The sequence below is a fragment of the Pseudomonas sp. RL_15y_Pfl2_60 genome (assembly GCF_963970595.1).
GTDB lineage: Bacteria > Pseudomonadota > Gammaproteobacteria > Pseudomonadales > Pseudomonadaceae > Aquipseudomonas.
In genome coordinates, this window is the sequence record NZ_CAXAOE010000005.1 from 75144 (window position 1) to 99630 (window position 24487).

Annotated in this window: 18 protein-coding genes, 1 tRNA gene and 1 pseudogene; 12 read left to right on the top strand and 8 right to left on the bottom strand. The window is 52.7% G+C overall.

The features are described from left to right. Nucleotides 1-56: 56 nt before the first annotated feature. The 7 genes from AACY26_RS14625 (at nucleotide 57) to AACY26_RS14655 (ending at nucleotide 8522) form a co-directional block, all read left to right on the top strand. A complete protein-coding gene (locus tag AACY26_RS14625) occupies nucleotides 57-1811 on the top strand; it encodes a BCCT family transporter (RefSeq protein WP_339515265.1) in 1755 nt (584 codons plus the stop codon). A gap of 111 nt (nucleotides 1812-1922) precedes the next feature. Further along, the gene (locus AACY26_RS14630; protein ID WP_339515267.1) at nucleotides 1923-3080 is read left to right on the top strand and encodes an iron-containing alcohol dehydrogenase; all 1158 of its coding nucleotides are present in this window, start codon (nucleotides 1923-1925) and stop codon (nucleotides 3078-3080) included. A 61-nt stretch (nucleotides 3081-3141) separates the two neighbouring features. Then, complete coding sequence (locus tag AACY26_RS14635; protein WP_339515269.1) at nucleotides 3142-4638, top strand: CoA-acylating methylmalonate-semialdehyde dehydrogenase; 1497 nt, start codon at nucleotides 3142-3144, stop codon at nucleotides 4636-4638. A gap of 119 nt (nucleotides 4639-4757) precedes the next feature. Then, nucleotides 4758-5534 carry an IclR family transcriptional regulator gene (locus AACY26_RS14640; protein WP_339515271.1) on the top strand — a complete coding sequence of 259 codons (777 nt, stop codon included), beginning with the start codon at nucleotides 4758-4760 and terminating at the stop codon, nucleotides 5532-5534. Between the two features lie 2 nt (nucleotides 5535-5536). After that, a complete protein-coding gene (gene gcvA / locus AACY26_RS14645) occupies nucleotides 5537-6442 on the top strand; it encodes a transcriptional regulator GcvA (RefSeq protein WP_339515273.1) in 906 nt (301 codons plus the stop codon). A 233-nt stretch (nucleotides 6443-6675) separates the two neighbouring features. Beyond that, nucleotides 6676-8142, top strand: a complete 1467-nt coding sequence (locus AACY26_RS14650) for a PAAR domain-containing protein (protein ID WP_445261310.1) — start codon at nucleotides 6676-6678, stop codon at nucleotides 8140-8142. Then, nucleotides 8139-8522, top strand: a complete 384-nt coding sequence (locus AACY26_RS14655; protein ID WP_339515275.1) for a hypothetical protein — start codon at nucleotides 8139-8141, stop codon at nucleotides 8520-8522. The genes AACY26_RS14650 and AACY26_RS14655 overlap by 4 nt, the downstream gene beginning before the upstream one ends. A 504-nt stretch (nucleotides 8523-9026) precedes the next feature. On the opposite strand, the gene AACY26_RS14660 is transcribed toward AACY26_RS14655, so the two are convergent. The 5 genes from AACY26_RS14660 to AACY26_RS14680 all read right to left on the bottom strand — a co-directional run bounded on the left by AACY26_RS14660 (nucleotide 9027) and on the right by AACY26_RS14680 (nucleotide 16085). Beyond that, nucleotides 9027-12242 (bottom strand): type I restriction endonuclease subunit R, encoded by a 3216-nt coding sequence (locus AACY26_RS14660; RefSeq protein WP_339515277.1) that lies wholly within the window; start codon nucleotides 12240-12242, stop codon nucleotides 9027-9029. Between the two features lie 76 nt (nucleotides 12243-12318). Further along, nucleotides 12319-12993, bottom strand: a complete 675-nt coding sequence (locus tag AACY26_RS14665; protein WP_339515279.1) for an abortive infection family protein — start codon at nucleotides 12991-12993, stop codon at nucleotides 12319-12321. Beyond that, nucleotides 12993-14231 (bottom strand): restriction endonuclease subunit S, encoded by a 1239-nt coding sequence (locus tag AACY26_RS14670; protein WP_339515281.1) that lies wholly within the window; start codon nucleotides 14229-14231, stop codon nucleotides 12993-12995. Before AACY26_RS14670 ends, AACY26_RS14665 begins: the two co-directional genes overlap by 1 nt. Next, a complete protein-coding gene (locus AACY26_RS14675; RefSeq protein ID WP_339515283.1) occupies nucleotides 14228-15787 on the bottom strand; it encodes a type I restriction-modification system subunit M in 1560 nt (519 codons plus the stop codon). Before AACY26_RS14675 ends, AACY26_RS14670 begins: the two co-directional genes overlap by 4 nt. Before the next feature lie 46 nt (nucleotides 15788-15833). Further along, nucleotides 15834-16085: a helix-turn-helix domain-containing protein gene (locus AACY26_RS14680; RefSeq protein WP_339515285.1), complete on the bottom strand. Its 252-nt coding sequence runs from the start codon at nucleotides 16083-16085 to the stop codon at nucleotides 15834-15836. Nucleotides 16086-16498: 413 nt separating this feature from the next. On the opposite strand from AACY26_RS14680, the gene AACY26_RS14685 reads away from it, so the two are divergent. Next, nucleotides 16499-16675 (top strand): hypothetical protein, encoded by a 177-nt coding sequence (locus AACY26_RS14685; protein WP_339515287.1) that lies wholly within the window; start codon nucleotides 16499-16501, stop codon nucleotides 16673-16675. Nucleotides 16676-16690: 15 nt separating this feature from the next. Here the strand turns inward: AACY26_RS14685 and AACY26_RS14690 are convergent. Together AACY26_RS14690 and AACY26_RS14695 are read right to left on the bottom strand one after the other, a co-directional pair. Then, nucleotides 16691-17837: pseudogene (locus AACY26_RS14690) on the bottom strand (IS3 family transposase). A 156-nt stretch (nucleotides 17838-17993) separates the two neighbouring features. Beyond that, nucleotides 17994-18070: transfer RNA gene (locus tag AACY26_RS14695), tRNA-Arg, on the bottom strand. Nucleotides 18071-18438: 368 nt separating this feature from the next. Between AACY26_RS14695 and gabD the strand changes: the two genes are divergently transcribed. Together gabD and gabT are read left to right on the top strand one after the other, a co-directional pair. Beyond that, nucleotides 18439-19887: an NADP-dependent succinate-semialdehyde dehydrogenase gene (gene gabD / locus AACY26_RS14700; protein WP_339515289.1), complete on the top strand. Its 1449-nt coding sequence runs from the start codon at nucleotides 18439-18441 to the stop codon at nucleotides 19885-19887. Between the two features lie 206 nt (nucleotides 19888-20093). After that, nucleotides 20094-21374 (top strand): 4-aminobutyrate--2-oxoglutarate transaminase, encoded by a 1281-nt coding sequence (gene gabT, locus AACY26_RS14705; protein WP_339515291.1) that lies wholly within the window; start codon nucleotides 20094-20096, stop codon nucleotides 21372-21374. Nucleotides 21375-21529: 155 nt separating this feature from the next. Here gabT and AACY26_RS14710 read toward each other — a convergent pair whose 3' ends face one another. Then, complete coding sequence (locus AACY26_RS14710) at nucleotides 21530-21946, bottom strand: hypothetical protein (RefSeq protein ID WP_339515293.1); 417 nt, start codon at nucleotides 21944-21946, stop codon at nucleotides 21530-21532. A gap of 153 nt (nucleotides 21947-22099) precedes the next feature. Between AACY26_RS14710 and arsS the strand changes: the two genes are divergently transcribed. Beyond that, nucleotides 22100-23068, top strand: a complete 969-nt coding sequence (gene arsS, locus AACY26_RS14715) for an arsenosugar biosynthesis radical SAM (seleno)protein ArsS (protein ID WP_339515682.1) — start codon at nucleotides 22100-22102, stop codon at nucleotides 23066-23068. An 11-nt stretch (nucleotides 23069-23079) separates the two neighbouring features. Next, nucleotides 23080-24486 (top strand): sodium:solute symporter, encoded by a 1407-nt coding sequence (locus AACY26_RS14720; RefSeq protein ID WP_339515295.1) that lies wholly within the window; start codon nucleotides 23080-23082, stop codon nucleotides 24484-24486. The last annotated feature ends 1 nt before the right edge of the window (nucleotide 24487 follow it).

The following is a 24487-nucleotide window of genomic DNA, read 5'->3' on the forward strand; positions in this document are numbered from 1 at the left end:
CTTTTTTGTTGGGCGTCTGCGCAAACCTGCCGAGTGGTGATCGCGAGAAGCATCCGATGAAAGGAGCCATGCAGGTTTTCACATGGCCAGCTGCATATAAGTGGTCCGAGAGTAAACCAACAGTTAAAGAGGTGCGAGATGAAAATAAATATAAGAAATTCGTATATGCAGAGGGCCGAACAATGAGTGATAAGATAAATAAAACGCCGGAGGATCGAGTGTTGTCCGGCGTGCATCCGGTCATGTCAGTTGGTTCAGCAGTATTAGTTGTTTTCTTTGTGTTGTTCACCGTGATCTATCCAGATTTAGCCGGTGGTCTTTATACAGATGCTAAAGAGTTTATTGCGACAAAGTTGGGTTGGTATTACATCGGCCTAATGAGCACTTTCCTATTTTTGGCGGTGTGGTTGAGTTTTAGCCGTTATGGCGGTATTCGTTTGGGCAAAGATGATGACCGGCCGGAGTTCAGTAATTTTTCCTGGTTTAGCATGCTGTTCGGTGCAGGTATCGGTATCGGAATTCTGTTCTGGAGTATCGCGGAACCGATCTATCACCTTCAGGGAACGCCATTCTTCCCCGAAAGCCAGAATATGACTGCCGAGGCTGCGCAGGTGGCCATGCGCGTCGCTATCTTTCACTGGGGTCTGCATGGTTGGAGTTTATATGCAGTATTCGGGCTGATGCTGGCGTACTTTGCTTACCGCAAGGGTTTACCGCTGTCGATCCGCTCCAGCCTCTATCCTCTAATAGGCGAGCGTATTTACGGGCCGCTGGGTCATGCTGCCGATTTGCTGGCCGTGTTCGGTACGGTGTTTGGTATTGCTACCTCGCTTGGGTTAGGCGCGCAGCAGATGAACTCAGGGCTCAATTACTTGATGGGTATCGAGGTATCCATCACCAATCAGGTGATCCTGATTGCAGTGATCTCGGTGATTGCGACTGCCTCGGTGCTCAGCGGGGTTAATAAAGGTATTCGCATGCTCAGTGAATTGAACATGCACCTGACAATTTTGATTCTGGTGTTGTTCGTAGTATTTGGCCCCACGGCATACTTGCTAGGCGCGTTTGTGACCAATACAGGAGATTACCTGGCCAATGTTGTGCAACTCGGTCTTTGGGTTGATCCAGATCCTAAGGGGCAATGGCAAGGCTGGTGGACAATTTTCTACTGGGGCTGGTGGATTGCTTGGGCACCCTTTGTGTCGATGTTTGTTGCGCGTATCTCTAAGGGTCGCACGCTGCGTGAATTCGTCCTCTGCGTCTTAATCGCTCCAACCGTTTTGGTGACGTTCTGGATCACTATCTTTGGCAATAACGCGATCTATATTGAGCTGTTTGGTAGTGGCGGAGTCACGACTGCAGTAAACGAAGACTTGACCATGGCGCTGTTCAAAACCATTGAGTTAATGAGCCTTGGTCAATGGATGACGGTTTTGATGGCGGGCATCTGCACCCTGATGCTGGTGACTTACTTCGTAACATCGGCAGACTCGGCCACCTTGGTGATCTGCACCTTGGTTTGTATGGGTGATGAACATCCACCAGCCCGCTACCGCGTGTTCTGGGGGATTGCTATCGGTGCAGTAGCGGCAGGCTTGTTGTTGGCAGGAGGTCTAAAAGCATTGCAGACAGCCTCGGTGGCAGCGGCGCTACCGTTTTCTGTGGTGATCATCTTTGCCGCCTACGGTTTTTTTAAGGCGCTGCGCGAGGATGTCAAATCCTGTTCTGTGAGCACCCGCAAACAGCAGTCAGTCGATAAGTCGAGTAAGCCGCCGAGCAACGTCGAGACTGCTGCATCCTCAATGATTTGAACCTGAATACTCCGTGTCCCCTGATGCGGAGCCCCCCATACACGGATGACTGCACGGGAACCCTCTAGTTGTGTTCTTCGGAGACTGTCGTCTTGAAATAGCGGAGTTGCTATGTCTACTCAAGTGATACTGCCTCGCATTATGCAAATCGGCGGTGACGCCAGCCAAGATATTCCAGTGGTCATGGCCAACCTTGGTTGCTCCCGGCCGCTAATCATCACCGACAGGATGATGGTCAAACTAGGCTATGCCGAGCGTATTCAGCAATGTTTGGCCCGTGAGCAGATAGTTGCCGAGGTGTTCGATGAGACGGTGCCGGAACCGACAGTCGCTTCGATCCAGGCCGGTGTGGCAAAGGCGCGCAGCGGCAATTACGACTGCATCATTGCCTTGGGCGGCGGTAGCCCGATCGACAGTGCAAAGGCCATTGCCATCCTCGCTAAACATGGCGGTGAAATGCGTGACTACAAGTTTCCGCGCATTGTTGTTGAGTCCGGTTTACCGATTATTGCGGTGCCGACTACAGCCGGCACTGGCTCGGAGGTTACGCGGGTCACCATCATCGCCGATGAGAAAACCGACGAAAAAATGCTCTGTATCGGCATCGGCTTTATGCCGGTGGCAGCGTTAATCGACTTCAGCTTAACCCTGAGCCTACCAGCTCGTACTACAGCAGACACCGGCATTGATGCATTGACCCATGCGATGGAGGCGTACGTCAGCAAGAAGGCCAGCCTTTACAGCGACTGCCAGGCACTGCAAGCCATGCGGTTGATTGGACCCAATTTGCGCCGTGCCTACCATAATGGTTCGGACAAGGACGCCCGTGAGGCAATGATGCTGGGTTCGACTCTGGCTGGGGTGGCGTTTTCCAATGCATCGGTGGCATTGGTGCACGGTATGAGCCGGCCAATTGGCGCGCACTTTCATGTTCCCCACGGGCTGTCCAACGCCATGTTGCTGCCCAGTGTCACGGCCTATTCCATTCCTGCCGCCGCCGAGCGTTATGCCGACTGTGCCAGGGCAATGGGAGTCGCTAGTGCTACGGACAGCACTGAACAGGCCAACCGCAAACTATTGGATGAATTGCAGGCGCTCAATGATGAGTTGCAGGTGCCAAGCCCGGCTCAGTTCGGGATCGAGCGAGATCACTACTTTGCGCAGTTGGACATCATGGCCGAGCAGGCGCTGGCCTCTGGTTCGCCCAACAATAATCCACGGGTGCCTACGGCTGAAGAGATCATCGCGATCTACAAGCAGCTTTGGTAGTCCGATTTATTTCTGATCGCAGGCGTGTTGCCCGCACACAACAAAGTTGAGGATATGCAAAATGAATACAGTAGGTCACCTGATTAACGGCCAAATTGTCACAGATGCCGAGCGGTTGCAGGACGTGTACAACCCTTCCACTGGCGCCGTTTCCAAGCAGGTTGCATTGGCCTCGCGAGCGACTGTGGAGCAAGCCATCACAGCCGCTGAAACCGCCTTCCCGGCATGGCGCAACACCCCGCCGATCAAACGTGCGCGGGTGATGTTCCGCTTCAAGGAATTGCTGGAGCAAAACGCTGAGCGGATTGCGCAGATGATTGGAGAAGAGCACGGCAAGATATCTCACGATGCCATGGGAGAGCTGCAACGCGGTATTGAGAACGTTGAATATGCCTGCGGTGTACCTGAGCTGCTCAAGGGCGAGCACAGCAAGAACGTTGGCCCGAATATCGACTCCTGGAGCGAGTTTCAGCCTTTGGGCGTAGTGGCCGGGATCACTCCGTTCAACTTCCCTGCCATGGTGCCGCTCTGGATGTTCCCGATGGCCATAGCCTGCGGTAACTGCTTTATTCTCAAGCCCTCCGAGCGTGACCCAAGCTCGACCTTATTTATTGCTCAACTGCTTCAGGAGGCAGGTTTGCCGGATGGAGTTATGAGCGTGGTCAACGGCGATAAGGAAGCAGTTGATACCTTGTTGAATGACGAGCGTATCCAAGCGGTGAGCTTTGTTGGCTCGACACCGATTGCTGAGTACATCTACAAAACCGCCAATGCCAATGGCAAGCGTTGCCAGGCTCTGGGCGGGGCGAAGAACCACGCTATTGTGATGCCAGATGCCGATATGGATAACGCGGTAAACCAACTACTTGGCGCTGCGTTTGGTTCGTCCGGCGAGCGTTGCATGGCCCTGTCGGTAGCAGTGGCAGTTGGCGATACAGCAGCTGATGCGCTGATTGTGAAAATGCAGGCTGCCATGCAGTCGCTGAAAGTGGGAGCTTACTCGGAACAAAGCAATGACTTTGGCCCGGTGATTACTAAAGCGCACCAAGAAAAAGTCGTCGGTTACATCAACAGCGCCGAAGAACAGGGCGCTAAGGTAGTTGTTGATGGCCGTAACCCACAGGTGCCGGGCTATGAAAATGGCTTCTTTGTGGGGGGGACGCTGATCGATAATGTCACCCCGGACATGCACAGTTACCGCGAAGAAATCTTTGGCCCTGTGCTGCAAGTGGTTCGTGTCAACAGCATGCAGGAAGCTATGGATCTGATTGATGCCCATGAATACGGTAATGGCACCTGCATTTTTACACGCGACGGTGAAGCCGCCCGCTATTTCTCTGACAACATCAAAGTGGGTATGGTCGGAATCAACGTCCCTCTGCCTGTGCCTGTGGCATATCACAGTTTTGGTGGCTGGAAGCGCTCTCTGTTCGGCGACTTACATGCTTATGGCCCCGATGCCGTGCGCTTCTATACCAAACGTAAGACGGTTACTCAGCGCTGGCCTTCGGCGGGTATCCGCGAAGGGGCTGAGTTCTCTATGCCAACCATGAAATAAGTAATAGCAGGCTGGCTTGCTCAGAACCTCAAGGTTAGGCCACAGCTGTTATCAGTGCGTGGCCTTTTGTGCTTACTTCGTAGGTCAGTTAAGCGAACTTAATTACAAGGCGTTAGTTGATGAAGGAGAAGGGATCTTCAATCACTCGGGTGCTGGAAATTATTGAGGCAGTTTCCCGAGCGCATCGTCCTATATCTCCTGCCGATTTAGCCGAGCAATTGTCTATTCCTAAACCGAGCCTTCATCGGTTGCTGGCGCAACTAGAAGGTGACGGTTATCTGCAGTTCAATATGCGTCGTTTGCTGGTGCCAGGTATCCGCTTGCATGGAATTGCTCTCGGGGTCTTATATAGTGGCCGTTTCAAAGCGCCTCGTCAGGCCATCCTGCAACGCCTAACGTCAATTATTGGTGAAACCTGCGGTATTGCTATTCCCAGTGGCACTGAGATGATTTATTACGATCGGGTACAAACTGAGCGGCCGTTGCAGGTGTATTTGCCGGTGGGCAGTCATACGCCAACATGGTGTACCTCAAGCGGCAAACTCTACCTCAGTTCATTGTCTCGTGATCAACGCCTCGGCATTCTCAAGAATCTACCTCTGAGCCGGTATGCTCGCAATACATTGACCGATGCAGTGGAGCTAGAGCGCGCTCTGACTAAAATCAGGGCTGAGGAGTTGGGTACCGACAATGAGGAGTTCGTAGATGGTCTTGTGGCTTGCGCCGTTCCGGTTAAAGATCGGCAAGGTCGGCTGTTTGCCTGCTTATTCGTCCATGCCCCGGTAATTAGTAAGCGTTTTGATGAGCTGTTGATGTATGTCCCCCTGTTACGTGAGGCAGCTGCTGAGCTGGGGCAGTTGATCGATTATGCTGACGATGGAATTGTAGGGGTTTAGCGATGGTTGTAAAAAAACGGCTGCCTCCATTGAACTGGTTGCGGGCATTTGAAGCATCAGCCCGGCATCTTAACTTTACTCAAGCTGCTGCTGAGTTGAACCTGACTCAAGCCGCGATCAGTCAGCAAGTCAAAGGACTTGAGTCGCAGTTTGGTGTTCGTCTGTTCAAGCGGTTACCTCGAGGTCTGGAGCTGACCGAAGCGGGGCAGGCATACATGCCTGCGGTCCATGAGGCTGTGGAACGACTGGCGGCAGCCACCGATGAGTTATTTGGCCAGGGCCGAAAAAGGCTGCTGACAGTTCGGGCAAATTTGGTTTTTTTTACTAACTGGCTGGCACCAAGACTGTACCGCTTTAGAGCGTTGCATCCAGATATCTCTCTGCGTTTCACCAGCAACATATGGCTGGATGAGCGAGCGAAAGATGCTGATATGGATATTCGCTACGGTCAGGGGGTTTGGCCAGGGTTGAAAGTTAGGCGTCTGACTTGGGATGAGCTGATACCAGTGTGCAGTCCGGCGCTCTGCAACGGCGCCCAACCGCCATGCTCACCTAATGAGCTTGGCGACTACACCATGCTGCATGTTATAGGTTACGAAGAAGGTTGGGGCTATTGGCTTAATCAGACTGGTTTTCGTCATATCGATGCGTCCCAAGGTATGCAGTTCGACACATTGATAACGGCACTGGAGATGGCTACTCAAGGGCATGGACTTGCCTTAGGGAGAACCTCGTTGGTTGCTGGGTTGATCGCAACTGGTCGTCTGGTTGCCCCTTTCGAACAGCGGGTTGCCACGAACGAGGCTTTTTATTTGACGTGCCAAGACCACGATTACCTTTCTCCTCAGGCTTTGGCATTCTGGTCTTGGCTTGAGCAAGAGGCGGAAAGTGCAAGTACCGCGTCTTAATAAACGGTTCAAACAAGCGACTGAAGAGACAATAGCGGACAGACCACGATTAAACCCTTTCACCTCTATGAGGGCCGCTGGGTTTCTCAATCCCTACACCAAATCTCCACCGTGATTTATTCATGATTTTAATGTAGCCCTTTGAACATGAGCCTTTCAGGCTGATCGCGCAAAAAAATGCGCAGTTTTACTCTGCTAGAGTGCGGGCTGAATAAATTATCAAGACCAAAGGAATGGCGATGATACCTACAGCACGACTTGGCGATATGCATGATTGCCCAATCGCAGGCCACGGCAAGACACCTATTGTTTCAGCCTCACCCGATGATCAAACCAATTTTCTCGGCGCCGCCCGAGTGGGTGATAAATGCGGCTGTGGGGCCGTGATCACAACGGGCTTCCCTTCTATTGTCGTCAACAATCGACCGCTGGCCTATGTCGGAAGTCGTTCGAGTCACGGCGGCACCATCGTTTCAGGCAGCCCCGATACCTTTGGTGGCTTCCAATCCGGAGGCGGTGCAAGCAGTGATATTGTCGATTTCGCCCAGCTTGGCGCCATTCGAAGCGACGGCTCGGTCGATGATGCGCGAATGACTGAGCTTTTAAAAAATCCAAACCAAATGCAGCAGGCTTTGGTTAAAGAATCATCGCCCGTCGAAGCGAGCAACGCTCTGGTTGAACCCGTGGCTAAGGCGCAAACCCAAGAGCCCGGCTTTTACATCGTCCCGCAAAGCACCACAGCGCAGGGGCTTGAGACTCAACTCTTCACCTCGCCAAGCTCGGCTGTACTCGATAAGTTCAAAGGACTGAACCCTAATCTAGACCAGGTCAAAGCTGGCCAGATGATCGTGCTCAGCGACCCGAACAACCAGCAGTGCACGCGTGAAGAGGCGCTTCTGATGGAAGCCGCTACGAAGGTTAATGCCAGTTTGGAAGCGCTGACTCCAGATGAAGCGGACTTTATGGCCCGCAACCGTGACGAAATCGAATCATTTCTTACGCAAGGTTCAACATCGATCGGCATAGGTGAAGCAATATTTGCCAAGCATCTGGAAGGCGTGAGTAATTCACTTCGCAGCATTGATAGCTTGCATCAGCGATCCTTCCAGCAGTATGGGCACTTACGCGCTCAGGAGTTCTTCGCAGAGCGTCAACGCCTGTTCAGCCAGCTTGAAATGCAATTGACCTCACTAACTAAAAAAGGGATAGGCTTTCCAGATCATCCAAACCTCAAGAGCGCTCTAGGCATATCGAGCCGAAGCTTGGTGCATCACTGGACAAAGGCAGGGGCACCCGGCCAAATCCCCGGCTATGCAACCCACATAAACGGAGTCGCCCGAGCTGCAAAGTACGTAAAAATGGGCGGGTGGATTGGAACCACAGTTGGCGCTGGCGCCTCGTATATGAAGGTTCAGGATGTTTGCACAGCGGGTAATACAGAGGCGTGTGAAAGAGTCAAATATACTGAGACGGGGAGCTTCGCTGGTACGGTGGTTGGTGGAGCTATTACAGGTTTTGCGCTTAGCGGCTCCGCTGCTGGAACAATCTGCATTGCGCTTGGTGTTCCCACCGGAGGTATAGGAGCTCTAGCCTGTGGGCTTATAGTTGTTGGAGCAGGGTCTTTAGCTGCTGGAGGCATTGGTGGTGGAATTGGTGAGAGCACCGCGGATGTAGTTTATAAGAGGCGAACTGGTAAATGAATTTGCCGCTACTTGAGTTGGTATTTCTGATTGTGGTTTTGGTTGAGCTAATTGGCATAGTAGTCTGCCTTATTGCCGCGCTGTACCTTGCCTACACCAAGCTAGACACTATGCTCGAGAGTCTCAGCAATTGTCCGGCAGTCATGACAAGAGCTGCGTTAAAAAATGGCGGGCCAGTAGGCAAGCTCTTTGTGCTTGGAGGAGTCATGGGTGTTGTGGCTCGGCCCTCAATTTACTTACGCGATGGTGGTGCGAGTCCTACAGACTTAGCTAATTTCCCTGCGCCGCTTAAGCGCCAACTCATCGTACTCCAGCTAACCAGTTGGGGATTAGTTGCATCGATGGTTTTAATTTGGGGGTTCAGCAAACTGATTGATTGACTTGAATGAGCTCGATTGCAAGTCAAACCTCTGGGACCAGCTTCATATGTTTTAGAGCAATACAGGAGCAAACCATGATTATTAGCCTGCCTGCCGGTGGCATCTGGCGGGAAGGTGCACAGCAAAGTCTGTATTCAGGACTGCACCGCTGTTTTGGGTGTTGGTGATGAAATGCCGTGCAGAAACTCTCCCAGTGGCAAACAGAACGAGCCATTGCGGTTGGGTTCAGGTTGATTGGTTTTGTCGGCAGGCATTACGCAAATTAGCGCCTCAAAAACAAAAGGGCCTAGGTTTTCACCTAAGCCCTTTGTTGTATGTGGCGCACCAGGCGGGATTCGAACCCACGGCCCCTGCCTTCGGAGTCCTAAAAGTCGACGTTTAGAATCAATACGTTAGCGCGGGTTAGCTGGGAAATCAAAGAGTTGTGAGAGCTGGGGTTAGCGGGTTTTCGCCCCGTTTAGCGGGGCGAGTGTGGCAAAATTGTGGCAATGACTTGGAGTAGGTCTAGTCGATTAACTCTTTCGCTATCATCTCTGCCTGCTTCAATACTGTTTCCGTTGCGAGTAGCTGCATGTCTGGCGGGTAGCCGAACTGGCGAAGCGTGCGTTTCACAATTACCTTGAGCTTGGCTTTGACGCTTTCTTTGATGGTCCAGTCGATGGATGCATTTTCCCGCACCCGCAAGGTTAGTACCACCGCCAGTTCGCGTAGTTTGTCTTGCTCCATCAGCTCGCGGGCACTGTCATTGTTGGCCACAGCGCTGTAGAAGGCGTACTCGAAATCCGTCAGCCCCATATTCTTGGCTTCGTCATCAGAGGCAACGATTTCTTTGCTGATCTTGATCAGCTCGTCCATTACCTCAGCAGCTGTCAGAATCTTGTTATGGTACTTCTTGATGGCATTTTCCAGCATCTCCATCAAGCTCTTACTCTGGACTAGATTCTTCTTTGCTCGCGCTTTCAGTTCATCATTGAGTAGCTTTTTAAGTACCTCCAGCGCCACATTCTTGTGCTTATAATCCTTAAGTTCAGCCAAAAATTCCTCTGAGAGAATGGAAATATCAGGCTTCTTAATACCGGCTGCATCGAATACGTCGATCACCTGTTCCGATACTAATGCTTTGTCGATTACTTGGCGGATTGTAGTTTCGATGTCTTCATCGCTGCGACCTTCACCTATACCGCCCCCATCGAATTTGACCAACCGTGCTTTGACTGCTTGGAAGAAACCCACTTCATCCTTGGCATCCAGCGCCTGATCATGCGGAACGGCTATGGCGAAGGCTTGTGACAATGCCGTGACCTCATTGATGTAACGCTTGCGCCCATCCTCTAGACCGAGGATGTGTTCTTCCGCCGAGAGGATCAGAGATAGCTTCTGCGCAGTATCAGCTTCAAAGAAGTCTTCATAGGCGAATCCGTGGTACATAGCTGATATCACCTCGATTTTTTCCAACATCAGCGCGACCGCTTGCTCCTGTGCCAGAGTCGGATCGCCTTTGCCGCCTGCATCGGAGTAAAACGAAAGTGCTTCTTTCAAGTCGGAAGCAATGCCGAGGTAATCCACTACCAAGCCACCTGGTTTGTCCTTGTGCACGCGATTCACCCGTGCAATGGCCTGCATCAGGTTGTGACCCTTCATCGGCTTATCAATATAGAGGGTATGCATGCTAGGGGCATCAAACCCCGTTAGCCACATATCGCGCACGATGACCAGTTTGAGTGGATCGGCATCGTCCTTCATGCGTTCGGCCAGTAATTTGCGCTGCTCTTTGGTGGTGTGGTGTTTGGCCAATAGGGGGCCGTCGCTAGACTGCGCGGTCATCACCACTTTGATTGCACCCTTGGTCAACTCATCCGAATGCCACTTTGGACGCAGTTTGATTATCTCATTGTATAGCTCGGCGGCAATGCGTCGAGACATGCTCACCACCATACCTTTACCGGCAAAGACCTCCTGACGGGCGTCGAAATGGGCAACGATATCGCGAGCAATGTTCTGAATACGTTGTTCGCTACCGATCAGGGCTTCCATCCGGGTCCATCTGGCCTTGACCTTCTGAGTGTCGCTCAGTTCGTCCTGGTCTAGCTCTTCATCCAGTTCGGCTATCAGCTTCTTGCCTTCTTCGCTGAGCGTTACTTTAGCTAGGCGGCTTTCGTAGTAGATGCGCACGGTGGCTCCATCCTCTACTGCCTGAGCAATGTCGTAGATATCCACATAATTGCCAAACACTGCGGGTGTGTTTACGTCAGTCTTTTCGATCGGAGTACCGGTAAAGCCTAGATAGGTGGCGAACGGCAGTGCATCGCGTAGATATTTAGCAAAACCGTAGACTACTTTCTTGCCGATCAAAGTGCCGTCAGCGCTATTTTCATCCACTGTCTTAGCTGCAAAGCCGTACTGTGTACGGTGCGCTTCATCGGCAATTACAACGATGTTACGACGGTCGGAAAGCTCCTCATAGACATTGCCTTCTACTGGTTGGAACTTCTGAATGGTAGAGAACACTACCCCGCCTGAGGCCACCTTCAGCAAACTCTTGAGGTCCTCACGATCCCTGGCTTGAACCGGTTCCTGACGTAGTAGCTGCTTGGACGCAGCGAAGGTATCGAAAAGCTGGTCGTCAAGGTCGTTGCGATCTGTAATGACTAGAACGGTCGGGTTATCGAGCAACAGCACAATCTTACCGGTGTAGAACACCATGGAAAGAGATTTTCCCGATCCCTGAGTGTGCCACACCACGCCGGCCTTTTTATCGCCTCTAGGCTGCTTGGTTACTCCAGGCAGGCCATAGCTGATGGGACTCTCCTGCACGCTGAGACCGGTGCCCATGTCGACTGCCCGAAGGGTAGAGGCTATCGCCGCATTTACTGCGTAGTACTGGTGATAGGCCGCCAACTTTTTAACGGTGCTAATTGTTATTTGGCCAGTTTTGGGATCTTCCTTCTTGCCCTTCTCGAACACAATGAAGTGGCGCAGTAAATCCAACAAAGTGGTTTTGTTGAGCATGCCAACGATCAGCGTTTCCAATTGACTGACCAAGTGAGAGGCTTCTGTTTTACCATCGGCGCTCTTCCATGCCATAAAGCGCGAAAGCCCAGCTGAGAGTGAGCCGGCTTTGGCTTCTAATCCATCTGATATAACCACTAGCGCGTTAGTGCTGAACAGGCTCGGGATAGTTTGTTTATAGGTCTCGATCTGCTGGTATGCGGTTTTCAGCGTGGCGTTTTCAGCGGAGGCATTTTTTAGCTCGATTACTACCAAGGGTAAACCATTGACGAACAGCACTAGATCGGGGCGCTTAGTCTGGTTGTTTTCAATCACCGTGAATTGACTAACGACTACGAACTCGTTGTTCTCCGGACGGGCAAAGTCGATCAGCCATACTCGTTCGCCGCGCTCATCACCGTCCTTGTGAATGCTCACCGGCACTCCTTCGCTCAACAACCGATGGAATGCTTCGTTATTTGCCAGCAGCTCGGGAGACTGGACACGTTCGACATCCTTCAGTGCGGCCTGAACGACATCTGCCGGCAGCTTGGAATTGATACGCTGAACCGCTTTCTCCAGCCTCCCGACCAATAGCACCTCGGCATAGTCGTGTCGTTCTGGATTGTCACTGTCTGGGGCAATATCCGGAGCATGGACATAGTCGTAGCCTAGGCGCTCGAGCAATTTGATGGCGAAGGTTTCAATAGCGGATTCGGTGAGTGTGGCCAAAATGCGTTTCCCTATGGATTCTCTGGTGTCGCCAGCATATTCATGAGCAGCACAAGAGCTGGATGGTGAAAGGTGCTCACTCCTCACCCTCGGTAATATCGTTCTCAGATTCCAAGAATGCTTTAAATTCCGCTTGATAAGCTTTTATTTCCATACTGAACAAGATTTCACTGGCAGCATAGGAATAATCACCCATTTCGAATTCCCCGAAAGACTCATCCCAGAAGTTATTAAATTCTTCATTGTCATTGTAACTATTGCTTGCGCTGGCGGTATTGTCAGTAACCGTGCTTACAAGCTCTTTTCGCTCTTCAAAGGCTCGAATAAGAAAAACAGCCACGACCAGAGTGCTATCAATTAAAAATTCTCTAGTAAGTAAGTCGACTTTGTTGTTTCGATCTTTCAGCTCCTCCAGCGACTTACCGTGGGATGTAGGACTTATTTCATTTCTCAGATTACCTATCAACTGGCCAATATTAGCCAGTGAGCCTGACATTTGAGTGACTAACTCTTCCGTAGTATAGCCTAGGGCAACAAAGGCTTTCTTTAATACTGCATTGATGCTGGGAGTAGTCCCAAGGGGTACACCTTTTGCGTCGCAGATTTCTTTCCCAATACTTTCCAAAAGAGCTTTTGCATTTTCGACAGAAATACTGAAGTCGGTTTCAAGATGACCCTCCATTCGCTCAATATAGATTTCAAGCGTCTGCCAGCGACTATACTGGGCAAGCGCGGCTCTAAGCTTCTCCATCAGTAAGATACTCGCACTTCGCCGCTAATGAGTTTGGGTAGCATCGTGTCGCGCAGTTTTTCTAATGTTTTAACCTGCTTAGCAATGGCAATTTGCTTTTCAAGCAGTGGTTTCATCTGCTCGGACATTATCGTAAGGTCTTCGGGCGACGGGACCAAAACCATGGCTGCATCTAGATCGCCGCGCTTGATATGCCCCATTGTTGTAGCATGGCTGGCGGAAATGGAAATGAACTCTGCTAGGTGGTGTTTACACCACATCAGATAAAACCATTTCGGGAACTCCTCAGACGTTACTTTGAATAAATGCTGATTCAGTACGCAGCGCTCCCCGTCCCAAACCTTGACCATCAGAGAAGCTGACCAAGCAAAAATCACGTCACCGGCGTCAACAATATAGTCTTCTTTGACCTTGCTGGTTACCCAGTCTGAAGCCTCAGAAATGCCGCTACGTAGTTCTCGGATTTTTAAAGCGGGTAGCTTTTCAAAGTCGTTCTCTGGCGGATACTTTTGGCAGGCTAGGCCGTTTAAGAATCTGGCGATGCTGCTTAAAGGCCTTTCAGTACAGTTCTCTGGAGCATCTTCGATAAACCATTGGCGAAACTGAGTCTCGGCTATTTTTTCGAGCGTCATAGTCTGACGGTCCAACAAATTAATTTTGTCGTCTATGCTGCTGAGGACTGCCGCTATGGCTTTTTGTTCATTGACGTCGTTTGGTAAAATTATAGGCAAATCTCGTTGTGCAGTTATGCCTACATATGCACGAGTTGAACCGCTATCTCCGTGGTTTACCAACGTATCTTGGAATAGTGGCGAGTTAAAATAATACATAAGGAACTTGTTGTGTAGTCGCTCCTTATTGATGACTCGATAGTACGTAACCTGTGGTGTTAGCATTATGTATGGGGTTTTAATCTGCCCGACAATGGCGGTTCGCCCTAGTGTTGCTTTATGTGTTAATAGAACATCTTCCTCAATCGCAAATCCCTTGCTTAGCGAGTCGGCAAGCACTTGCGGAATAAATTTACAATCGATCAAATCAATTTTCGAGTTATTGATATCAGTTGCCATGACAAACGGAATTCCTTCGGATACAAAATCCGAACCCTTGGGATGTATTTCTCCATGGTTCCCGTCTAGCGGCTTAGCTATTACCCCATCCTCTACGAGTTGGCCGACTGTCGTAAGTGACCATTCAGAAGGGATAGGGCCAATCTCTGTTTCCTGCCACTCTCTCATTTATCTAGCCTCGCAAGATTTTTTGCGATCGCTTTGTTGAGTGTTGCTTCCTCTAACAATTGCTCTTCGAATTCAGATTTTAGCGCGGCAAATCGTTCTGCAAAGTCGAAATCGTCTTCCTCGTCAGGCAAGCCAACATAGCGGCCAGGTGTGACTATATAATCAAGTTCAGCAACACGCTCCAGTGCTACCGAAGCGCAGAAGCCTTTGATGTCTTCGTACCCGTCTTCCCCGGTACGCCAGGCATGGTAGGTATCGGCGATTCGTTGAATATCATCTGCGCTGAGTTCCTTCGTGCGTCGGTTTATGAGGTGACCAAGGTCGCGTGCATCGATAAAGAGTATTTCGCCCTTTCTTGGATGACCATTTGTCCTGGCGCGATTCATAAACCACAGCGCTGCGGGGATCTGAGTATTCAAAAATAACTTGGCGGGAAGGTTAACGATACAATCAATGAGGTTGCCGTCAGCAATTAATGCTTTGCGAATTTCGCCTTCACCACCGCTCTTGGTTGTCAACGCCCCCTTAGCTAGGACTACGCCTGCGCGGCCATTAGGTGCTAAGTGATGGGCAAAATGTTGTAACCAAGCGAAGTTGGCATTGCCCTCTGGCGGGGTGCCATATTTCCAGCGGCCATCACCCCGCAATAGCTCGCCACTCCAGTCGCTGACATTAAACGGAGGGTTGGCGATGATAAAGTCGGCCTTTAGATCCTTGTGCGCATCGTTGAGAAATGAGCCTTCGTTATTCCACTTTACTTGTGAGGAGTCGATGCCGCGAATGGCGAGGTTCATTCGCGCCAGTCGCCAAGTAGTTTGGTTACTTTCTTGGCCGTAAATCGATATGTCGTTGACACGGCCCTGGTGCTCTTCAACGAACTTTTCTGACTGCACGAACATACCGCCGGAGCCGCAGCAAGGGTCGAACACACGGCCCTTGTAGGGCTCGAGCATCGTCACCAATAGCTCGACGATCGAACGAGGGGTATAAAACTGGCCACCCTGTTTGCCTTCGGCCAAGGCGAACTCACCGAGAAAGTACTCAAATACATGACCTAGCACATCTGCACTGCGGCTTTTGGCATCCCCTAGGGCGATGTTCCCGACCAAATCAATCAGGCCACCGAGACTTGCTGGGTCAAGGTTCTGTCGAGCGAATACCTTTGGCAGCACACCTTTGAGTGGGGGGTTTTCTTTCTCCAGGGCATCCATGGCAGCGTCCACGTGACGTCCGATATCTGGCTGCCGGGCCATGCTCACTATGTAGAACCAGCGGGCTTCAAGCGGCACGAAGAAAACGTTCTCGGCTTTGTACTCGTCTTTATCCTCTGGGTCTGCTCCGGCATACTCGCCTTCGCCTGCCTTTAGGCGGGCGTACATCTCTTCGAACGAGTCAGATATGTACTTGAGGAAGATCAGGCCCAGTACAACATGCTTGTACTCCGCAGCGTCGATGTTTTTACGCAGCTTGTCAGCGGCTTTCCAAAGCTGTTTCTCGAGAGGTTCTTCTTTGACAGGTTTTGCTGTTTTCGGCCTAGCCATTGGGTCTGTATCCATTCGTGAAGTCGAGCGCGAGCGCGCTAGAGTAATGCTCAAAAGGTGTTTAAGAATTTTTACTTAAAGCATCTTCATAACGCTGCGTAAAAATAGGAAGCGTAGTATTCAGAACTATGCAGAGATCTCTAAGTTGAACGATGTCGAGTCGTCGCACCCCACGCTCCACATCGCTCATAAACGATTGTGGTCGGCCGAGGGCGGTCGAACACGCTGCTTGAGTCAGTCCTGACTCGGTCCGCAGACGCTTTAGCAGCAGAAGAAAAACCTCGTGCTCATTTCGGTAAATAGCTTTGGTCATGGCCGCGTATCAGTTGAACCGGCTTACCACGCTATATCTGCTTTTAAGATATCTGATTATCAGATATTTTAGGTGCGAGATGGTGGCCTGAGGAAAAGTGATGAGGCAGGTGTGGGAGTTATTTCGAGTGCTTTGGGCTGTCGGGTGTCTGCCTGTTGGCACGTTGCTGCTTGTTGTGGTGGTTCTGTGCGGTTTCAGTCTGCCGTTCTTCTTGGGGTTTTCTGGCGACGCCGACCCTGCTGTTCGTTGGCTATTCTGGGCTCTGGCCATCTACTTCTTTGGGGGGGCATGGTTGTTCTGGTGTGTGGATCAACGCTATGCAGAGAAGCTGAAGCAACAGGGCGGCTTCCGGTCTTCCTCCATCGCTCAAAATACAAGAATGATCACACGCCTCCGTAAAGTGGGAGATACACATGCTCAGTGACCGCGCGCCGCTATCAATTGCCGCCAACGTGTTGGCAAGCTCCTCCATTCAATCTGTACTCCGCTCTCCGTCTTATCACGCCCGTGGCTGGCAGATACTTGATCGCTGGGCGCTTAGCTGTCCAAAACAGCTACGTAATCTCGAGGCGGCCGGAGAGGTCATCTGAATCGCCCCAGGTTTTCTAGACACTCTCCAGCCTCTGGAAATAGCGCTTTTCAAACTCTACCGGCGACAGCTGGTTGTTGAAACCGTGCCGGCGTTTTGGGTTGTAAAACATCTCGATGTAATCGAACACATCAGCGCGAGCATCCTGCCTGGTGCTGTAGATCTTTCGCCTGATCCGCTCCCGCTTCAGCAGCTGGAAAAAGCTTTCCGCTACCGCATTGTCATGGCAGTTGCCACGCCGACTCATGCTGCCAAGCAAGTTGTTGGCTTTCAGAAAGCTCTGCCAGTCGCCGCTGCTGAACTGGCTACCTTGGTCGGAATGAATCATCACTTCCTGCTTTGGCTTACGCCGCCAAACCGCCATCAACAATGCATCAATAGCCAGATCGCTGGTCATTTGCGGCTTCATTGACCAGCCGATGACCTGCCGCGAAAACAGATCGAGCACCACCGCCAAAAATAACCAACCCTCATAGGTGCGGATGTAGGTTATGTCAGTGACCCAGACCTTGTTGGGTTCGACGACATTGAATCGACGCTCCAGATGATTTGGTGAAGCCACTGGTGGCTTGCCACCATAACGTCCCGGCCGGCGCCGATACCCTGTCTGCGAGCGCAGTCCTTCCTGACGCATTAATCGAGCAACGCGATGACTACCGCACTGTTCTCCAAGCTCACGCAGGTCGTCATGGATTTTGCGGTAGCCATAGACGCCACCGCTCTCGAGCCACGAGTGCTTGATCAAACCCAGCAGCCGCTGATCATCCTTAGCTCGTGCCGACTTCGGCTCAGCCCGGCGTAGTAACCGCTGGCATGTACTTTCAGGGTCAGGCACAGGCGGCGAACCGAATAGTCTGCGGATAGCTGACTGATGAAGGCGTACTTTAGCCGCACTCCTTGGCAAAGTACGCGGCGGCCTTTTTTAGGATGTCTCGCTCCTCGGTCACGCGCTTGAGTTCAGCCCGCAAACGACGTAGCTCAGCGTGTTGGTCGTCCTCTTGCGCGCGTTGCTCTTGGGGCTTGCTGTAACGCTTCACCCAGGCATACAGGCTGTGTGTCGACATGCCCAAACGAGCAGCTACCTCAGCTACCGGCAGACCTCGTTCGGTTACCTGTTTGACGGCTTCGATTTTGAATTCTTCGGGATAACGCGGGTTGCTCATGGCACCTCCTAATGGGCCGTATTATGAGGCCTGAAGGTGTCTACGAAACTAGGGGCGATTCAGTCGCTACATTCCGAGTGCCAATTTGGATGGGCACAGAATGGACACATGAAAAACAAAAGGGCCTAGGTTTTCACCTAAGCCCTTTGTTGTATGTGGCGCACCAGGCGGGATTCGAACCCACGACCCCTGCCTTCGGAGGGCAGTACTCTATCCAGCTGAGCTACTGGTGCGTTGCGGGCGCAATGATACGCATCTAGTTCGCGGGCGTCCATGGGCATGGTTTGTTCGTGATTCTGCACAAAATTTGTACGGCGGACAGTCACTCGTCTGTCAAAAGAATAAATAACGGCTTAAATCGTTAATTTTTTCGAACAGACTATTGCCCTTTACCCCTCGCGACCCTAGGATTCGTTTGAGATTTCAAACACACGCCCTGAATCTGATCGGAACTCGACAGCCCCCTGCTGCTCGAAACCCTTACAGGCCAGGTTAATGCTTGATCCGCGCGGCCATTCGTCCGACATTTTTTCACATTGGGCACACGCCTAGGCTCCCATAACAACCTCCCGGTTTTAGCGCCGGTATTCAGGAGACTGCCATGCAATTGCAAGACACTCAGCTATTTCGTCAGCAGGCTTATATCGATGGTGCCTGGTTGGACGCCGACAGCGGCCAGACTATCAAGGTGACCAACCCCGCGACCGGCGAGACCTTGGGTACTGTGCCAAAGATGGGCGCAGCAGAAACGCGTCGTGCGATCGAAGCGGCTGACCGTGCGCTGCCGGCCTGGCGTGCACTGACTGCCAAGGAACGCGCAAACAAGCTGCGCCGCTGGTTTGAGCTGCTGATCGAAAACCAGGACGACCTGGGCCGCCTGATGACGCTGGAACAAGGCAAGCCACTGGCGGAAGCCAAGGGTGAGATTGCCTATGCGGCCTCGTTTATCGAGTGGTTTGCAGAAGAAGCCAAGCGTATTTATGGCGATGTGATTCCTGGGCATCAGCCAGACAAGCGTCTGATCGTTATTAAGCAGCCGATTGGTGTGACTGCGGCTATTACGCCGTGGAACTTCCCGGCTGCGATGATTACCCGTAAAGCCGGTCCGGCGTTGGCTGCAGGCTGCACCATGGTGATCAAGCCTGCGTCGCAGACACCGTTCTCGGCCTTGGCCTTGGTGGAGCTGGCTGAGCGTGCGGGTATCCCTAAAGGTGTGTTGAGCGTGGTGACCGGCAGCGCTGGCGATATCGGCGGCGAGCTGACTAGCAACCCAATCGTGCGCAAGCTGTCGTTCACTGGTTCGACCGAAATTGGTCGTCAGCTGATGGCTGAGTGCGCCAAGGACATCAAGAAAGTATCGCTGGAGCTGGGCGGCAACGCGCCGTTTATCGTGTTTGATGACGCCGATCTCGACGCCGCAGTTGAAGGCGCGATTGTTTCCAAGTACCGCAACAACGGCCAGACCTGCGTCTGCGCCAACCGTTTGTATGTACAGGACAGCGTTTACGATGCCTTCGCCGACAAGCTCAAGGCAGCAGTTGCCAAGCTCAATATTGGTGATGGCCTGACTGAAGGCACCACCACTGGCCCGTTGATTGACGACAAAGCGGTGGCCAAGGTGCAAGAGCACATTGAAGATGCAGTCAGCAAAGGCGCCAAGGTGCTGACTGGCGGCAAGCCACATAGCAAGGGCGGCACCTTCTTTGAGCCAACCATTTTGGTTGATGTGCCCCTTAACGCTGCTGTCGCCAAAGAGGAAACATTTGGTCCGCTGGCGCCACTGTTCCGCTTTAAAGATGAAGCTGAAGTGATCGCCATGTCCAATGACACCGAGTTTGGCCTGGCCTCGTACTTCTATGCCCGTGACATGAGCCGTGTGTTCCGTGTGGCCGAGGCGCTGGAGTACGGCATGGTCGGCGTCAACACAGGCTTGATCTCGAATGAAGTCGCACCATTTGGTGGCATCAAGGCCTCTGGCCTGGGCCGTGAAGGCTCCAAGTACGGTATTGAAGATTATCTGGAAATCAAATACCTGTGCCTGAGTGTCTAATCCTTAAACGCGTGGCTTGATAGCGCGCAGGTGATGGCTGAAAGGTTAACTGGCAAGAGTCAGCCGGGTTTTTTGGTCATCACCTTGTTTTAAATAACCCTGTGACCGGGGAGGGCGCAGCAGTCGATCATCGTATGCTGCTGCGTTTGACGCTGGTTGCGCAGTCCTTGAACCACGCCGCACGATGAGCGGCGAATGAGGAAGACATGAGCAAGACTAACGAATCATTGATGCAACGCCGTACCGCCGCTGTTCCACGTGGCGTTGGCCAGATCCATCCGATTTTCGCTGCAAAAGCGGAAAACGCGACGGTAACCGATGTTGAAGGGCGCGAGTTCATCGACTTCGCGGGCGGTATCGCGGTGCTCAACACCGGCCACCTGCATCCAAAAATCGTTGCAGCTGTTCAAGAGCAGTTGACCAAGCTTTCCCACACTTGCTTCCAGGTGTTGGCTTACGAGCCATACGTTGAGGTGTGCGAGAAGATCAATGCCAAGGTGCCAGGTGATTTCGACAAGAAAACCCTGCTGGTCACCACGGGTTCCGAAGCCGTTGAAAACGCAGTGAAGATTGCGCGCGCCGCAACCGGTCGTGCGGGCGTTATTGCCTTCACCGGCGGTTATCACGGTCGCACCATGATGACCCTGGGGTTGACCGGCAAGGTCGTACCTTATTCGGCAGGCATGGGCTTGATGCCGGGCGGCGTGTTCCGCGCGCAGTATCCGTGCGAGATCCACGGGGTCAGCACTGATGATGCAATCGCCAGCATCGAGCGCATCTTCAAGAACGACGCTGAGCCAAAAGACATCGCTGCAATCATCATCGAACCTGTTCAGGGTGAAGGTGGCTTCTACGTTGCGCCGAAGGATTTCATGAAGCGCTTGCGCGCATTGTGCGACCAGCACGGCATTCTGTTGATCGCCGACGAAGTCCAGACCGGCGCTGGCCGTACCGGTACCTTCTTCGCCATGGAGCAGATGGGTGTTGTGCCTGACCTGACCACGTTCGCCAAGTCGATTGCCGGTGGCTTCCCATTGGCGGGTGTGTGTGGCAAGGCTGAATACATGGACGCTATCGCGCCAGGCGGTTTGGGCGGCACTTATGCCGGTAGCCCGATTGCGTGTGCGGCGGCTCTGGCGGTCATGGAAGTGTTTGAAGAAGAAAACCTGCTGGATCGCAGCAAGGCTGTTGGCGAGCGTCTGGTCACTGGCCTCAAGGCCATTCAGGCCAAGCACAACTCCATCGGTGATGTGCGTGCGCTGGGCTCGATGATCGCCGTTGAGCTGTTTGAAGGCGGTGATCACCACAAGCCAGCAGCAGCGCTGGTTGGCCAAGTGGTGGCAAAGGCCCGCGACAAAGGCTTGATCCTGTTGTCGTGCGGTACTTACGGCAACGTGTTGCGCGTGCTGGTGCCGCTGACTGCGGAAGATGCATTGCTGGACAAGGGCTTGGCGATTATCGCTGAGTGCTTTGACGAGCTGGCGTAAGCCATAGTGCAAAAAGCCCGCTTTGGCGAAATGCCGAAGCGGGCTTTTTTGCATCTGTAGGTAGAGCAACGCTTTATATGTCCGCAGTTGTTTGGTCCAAACTCAGCTTGCGGGTCGAGCTGGTGGACAAGCTTCGCGTTGTCACACCCTACCGTTCAGCGGGCGATGAAGGTTTTCGCAAAAATCAGCGTACCCACACCCCATGCGGCGTTGACCAGGAAGCCAATCAGGAAACGGCCTGGCAACTGGGCCATATCGAAGCCCATGCCCTTTAGCGGGAAAACCACCAGCAGAGCGACTAGAGTTAAAGCGATACCACCAAACAGCAGACCTTTAATCCAGGGCTGCGGTTTTTGTGCGTCCCAACGCAATACGCTCAGCATCACTATTGCCCAAACCCCGCCCCAGAATGAAGCTGAGATCAACGCTGGTATCCCAAGTGGCAGGGTTGCCGCCATGTTGAACGGCGCAAAGGGTACGATGCCGGTGGCGTGCAATATGCCCAGAATAGGTTGGTGGAAGAAGGGTACTGCAAGAAAACCGGCGAGAAAGAACAAGACAATACGCGTCATGCGAAGCTCCTAGGATAGCTTGATTAACCAGCGCGGACTTTGTACAAACTTTGTATAACAATACAGTAAGTTATTGCTGGGCGCTGGCTGTAACAAAGTCTGGGCAAATAGCTCTATAAACCATACTTTTCATTGGAGCCCACTGTGCACGCGATGTTACCGCTGCTCGATCGCCTGGCATTCCCCGCGCTAACTCGCGGCGAGCTTGAGGCTTTGCAGGTCAATCTAACCTATGTGTGCAACCAGCGTTGCCTGCATTGCCACGTCAATGCGGGGCCTACGCGCACAGAGTCCATGACCGATGAAAGCCTTGCGCTGCTGCATCAGGTGATTGATGCGCATCCCGTGCATACGCTTGACCTGACCGGTGGCGCGCCTGAAATGCATCCGCGTTTCCGTGAAATTGTCATGCATGCGCGGCGCGAAGGCTTACGGGTCATTGATCGCTGCAACCTGACGATCTTGAGCGAACCCGGTTATGAGGATCTGGCCCAGTTTCTAGCCGAGCACCAAGTTGAAATCAGCGCTTCAATGCCTTGCTATTCGCGTGACAACGTGGACAAGCAGCGCGGCGATGGTGTTTTCGATGCCAGCATCGTTGGCTTGCAAAAGCTCAACGCGCTCGGTTATGGCAAAGAGGGCAGCGGCCTGGTCCTGAACCTGGTGTACAACCCGCAAGGCGCCAGTTTGCCGCCACCTCAGCAAGCCCTTGAGGCCGACTACAAGCGTCATTTACAGGAAGACTTTGGTATCGCCTTTAACCACTTGCTGACCATCACCAACCAGCCGATTGCCCGCTTTGGCAGCACTTTGGTCAGCAAGGGTCAGTTCAACGATTACATGCAGCTACTGCGCGACAGCTACCGTGCCGAGAATGTTGAGGGCTTGATGTGTCGTTCGTTGGTCAGCGTTGACTGGCAAGGTTATTTGTACGACTGCGACTTCAACCAGATGCTCGATTTGCCGCTGGAGTTGCAAAGCCAGGTGATCAGCCGCCAGCGTCCGCACTTGAGCGACCTGCTCAATGCGACACTGGCTGGCAACTCCATCGTTACCCGTGACCATTGCTTCGCTTGCACGGCTGGACAAGGTTCCAGTTGCGGCGGTGCGCTTAATTCCTGAGGAAGTAACCTATGCAACCCAACAGCGCTCTTGGCCTGTTCTTTTGGGGATTTCTGGTGCTGTACGGGGTATTGATGGTGATGCTGTCGCCGCGCGCCGTCACCATCGGTGGTTTCTTTCATGGTGAAGACAACCAGGGTCGTAGCGCGGCGCCTTGGTTGCTGACCTCCAGTATTTTCATTAGTTGGATCTTCGCCAAGTCGGTGACCAATGCCGCCAATCTTGGCGCTAGCTACGGCTTGATCGGTGGTTTGGCCTACGCCACATACTGGTTGGCGATTCCCTTGACCGGCTTTGTGATTTATCGGTTGCGGCGCAAGTTTGCGGCAACTGGATTGGTCAGCTTTCTGAGTTCGCATTACGGACGCGGCGCGGCATTGGCCTTTACTGCTGCGATCTTGATTCGCCTGTTTAACGAGGTCTGGAGTAATACCGCTGTGGTTGGCGGCTATTACGGTGACTCCGGCAGCACCGGGTTTATCACGGCTGCCTTGCTGTTTACTGCGGTGACATTGGCCTACAGCCTGCGTGGCGGCTTGCGCAGTTCGATTCTGACTGATGCGGCGCAAGCGGCGATCTTCGTTGTGGCCCTGGTTTGGGTGCTTGGCTTGGTATTGCCGCAGCACAGCGCCGCCGAATTGGCCAGTACCAGCCATTGGGCCTTTAGCGGCGGCGTGGATCTACTCCTGGTCGCGGGCCTGCAAGTGTTCAGCTACGGCTTCCATGATCCGGTCATGACTGATCGTGGTTTTATCAGCGAAGAGAAAACCATGCGCCGGGCGTTTGTGATTGCGGGCGTACTGGGCTTCTTCGCAATTCTCGCCTTTAGCTTGATTGGCGTCCATGCGCAGCTTACGGGGCTGGCTGCATCGAGTAATGTGCCGGCTGACCTGGCCAAATCCATGGGTGTTGCCGCCTTGATGGTCATGACCGTGGTCATGGTGTCTGCCGCCGGTTCTACGCTGGACTCAACCTTTTCCAGCCTGGCCAAGTTGGCGGGCCGCGAATTGCCTAATCTGGCCGGGCGCGACCTTGGCCAGAAAGCAATTGGCGTCGGCATGGCGGTGATGGTGGTGTTTGCCCTGCTCGGCAACCTGCCGATGCTGGCTGGCACTGACATTCTCAAAGCCACCACCATAAGCGGCACCATGGTGATTGGCCTGGCACCGGTCTTTATTCTCCACGGCATCGTCAAACCAACGCGCCTTGGGTTTCATCTGAGTTTCTGGTGCGGCTTGCTGCTGGGCCTTGCATTGAGCCTTGGCTGGATACCGCAAAGCTGGGCGATTGGCGACGGTAACTATGCGTTATTGCTGGGCACCAACCTTTACGGCCTTATTCTTTGCACACTGGGCTATGTATTACCGGGGCTTCTGTGCTCGGCGCCCAACGCGTCATCCGCCTCTACTAGGAGCTGAA

Coding starts and splice junctions, on each gene's coding strand:
- AACY26_RS14625 (WP_339515265.1), top strand. CDS start 57: ATGAAAGGAGCCATGCAGGTTTTCACATGGCCAGCTGCATATAAGTGG.
- AACY26_RS14630 (WP_339515267.1), top strand. CDS start 1,923: ATGTCTACTCAAGTGATACTGCCTCGCATTATGCAAATCGGCGGTGAC.
- AACY26_RS14635 (WP_339515269.1), top strand. CDS start 3,142: ATGAATACAGTAGGTCACCTGATTAACGGCCAAATTGTCACAGATGCC.
- AACY26_RS14640 (WP_339515271.1), top strand. CDS start 4,758: ATGAAGGAGAAGGGATCTTCAATCACTCGGGTGCTGGAAATTATTGAG.
- gcvA (WP_339515273.1), top strand. CDS start 5,537: ATGGTTGTAAAAAAACGGCTGCCTCCATTGAACTGGTTGCGGGCATTT.
- AACY26_RS14650 (WP_445261310.1), top strand. CDS start 6,676: ATGGCGATGATACCTACAGCACGACTTGGCGATATGCATGATTGCCCA.
- AACY26_RS14655 (WP_339515275.1), top strand. CDS start 8,139: ATGAATTTGCCGCTACTTGAGTTGGTATTTCTGATTGTGGTTTTGGTT.
- AACY26_RS14665 (WP_339515279.1), bottom strand. CDS start 12,993: ATGGAGAAGCTTAGAGCCGCGCTTGCCCAGTATAGTCGCTGGCAGACG.
- AACY26_RS14670 (WP_339515281.1), bottom strand. CDS start 14,231: ATGAGAGAGTGGCAGGAAACAGAGATTGGCCCTATCCCTTCTGAATGG.
- AACY26_RS14675 (WP_339515283.1), bottom strand. CDS start 15,787: ATGGATACAGACCCAATGGCTAGGCCGAAAACAGCAAAACCTGTCAAA.
- AACY26_RS14680 (WP_339515285.1), bottom strand. CDS start 16,085: ATGACCAAAGCTATTTACCGAAATGAGCACGAGGTTTTTCTTCTGCTG.
- AACY26_RS14685 (WP_339515287.1), top strand. CDS start 16,499: ATGCTCAGTGACCGCGCGCCGCTATCAATTGCCGCCAACGTGTTGGCA.
- gabD (WP_339515289.1), top strand. CDS start 18,439: ATGCAATTGCAAGACACTCAGCTATTTCGTCAGCAGGCTTATATCGAT.
- gabT (WP_339515291.1), top strand. CDS start 20,094: ATGAGCAAGACTAACGAATCATTGATGCAACGCCGTACCGCCGCTGTT.
- AACY26_RS14710 (WP_339515293.1), bottom strand. CDS start 21,946: ATGACGCGTATTGTCTTGTTCTTTCTCGCCGGTTTTCTTGCAGTACCC.
- arsS (WP_339515682.1), top strand. CDS start 22,100: ATGTTACCGCTGCTCGATCGCCTGGCATTCCCCGCGCTAACTCGCGGC.
- AACY26_RS14720 (WP_339515295.1), top strand. CDS start 23,080: ATGCAACCCAACAGCGCTCTTGGCCTGTTCTTTTGGGGATTTCTGGTG.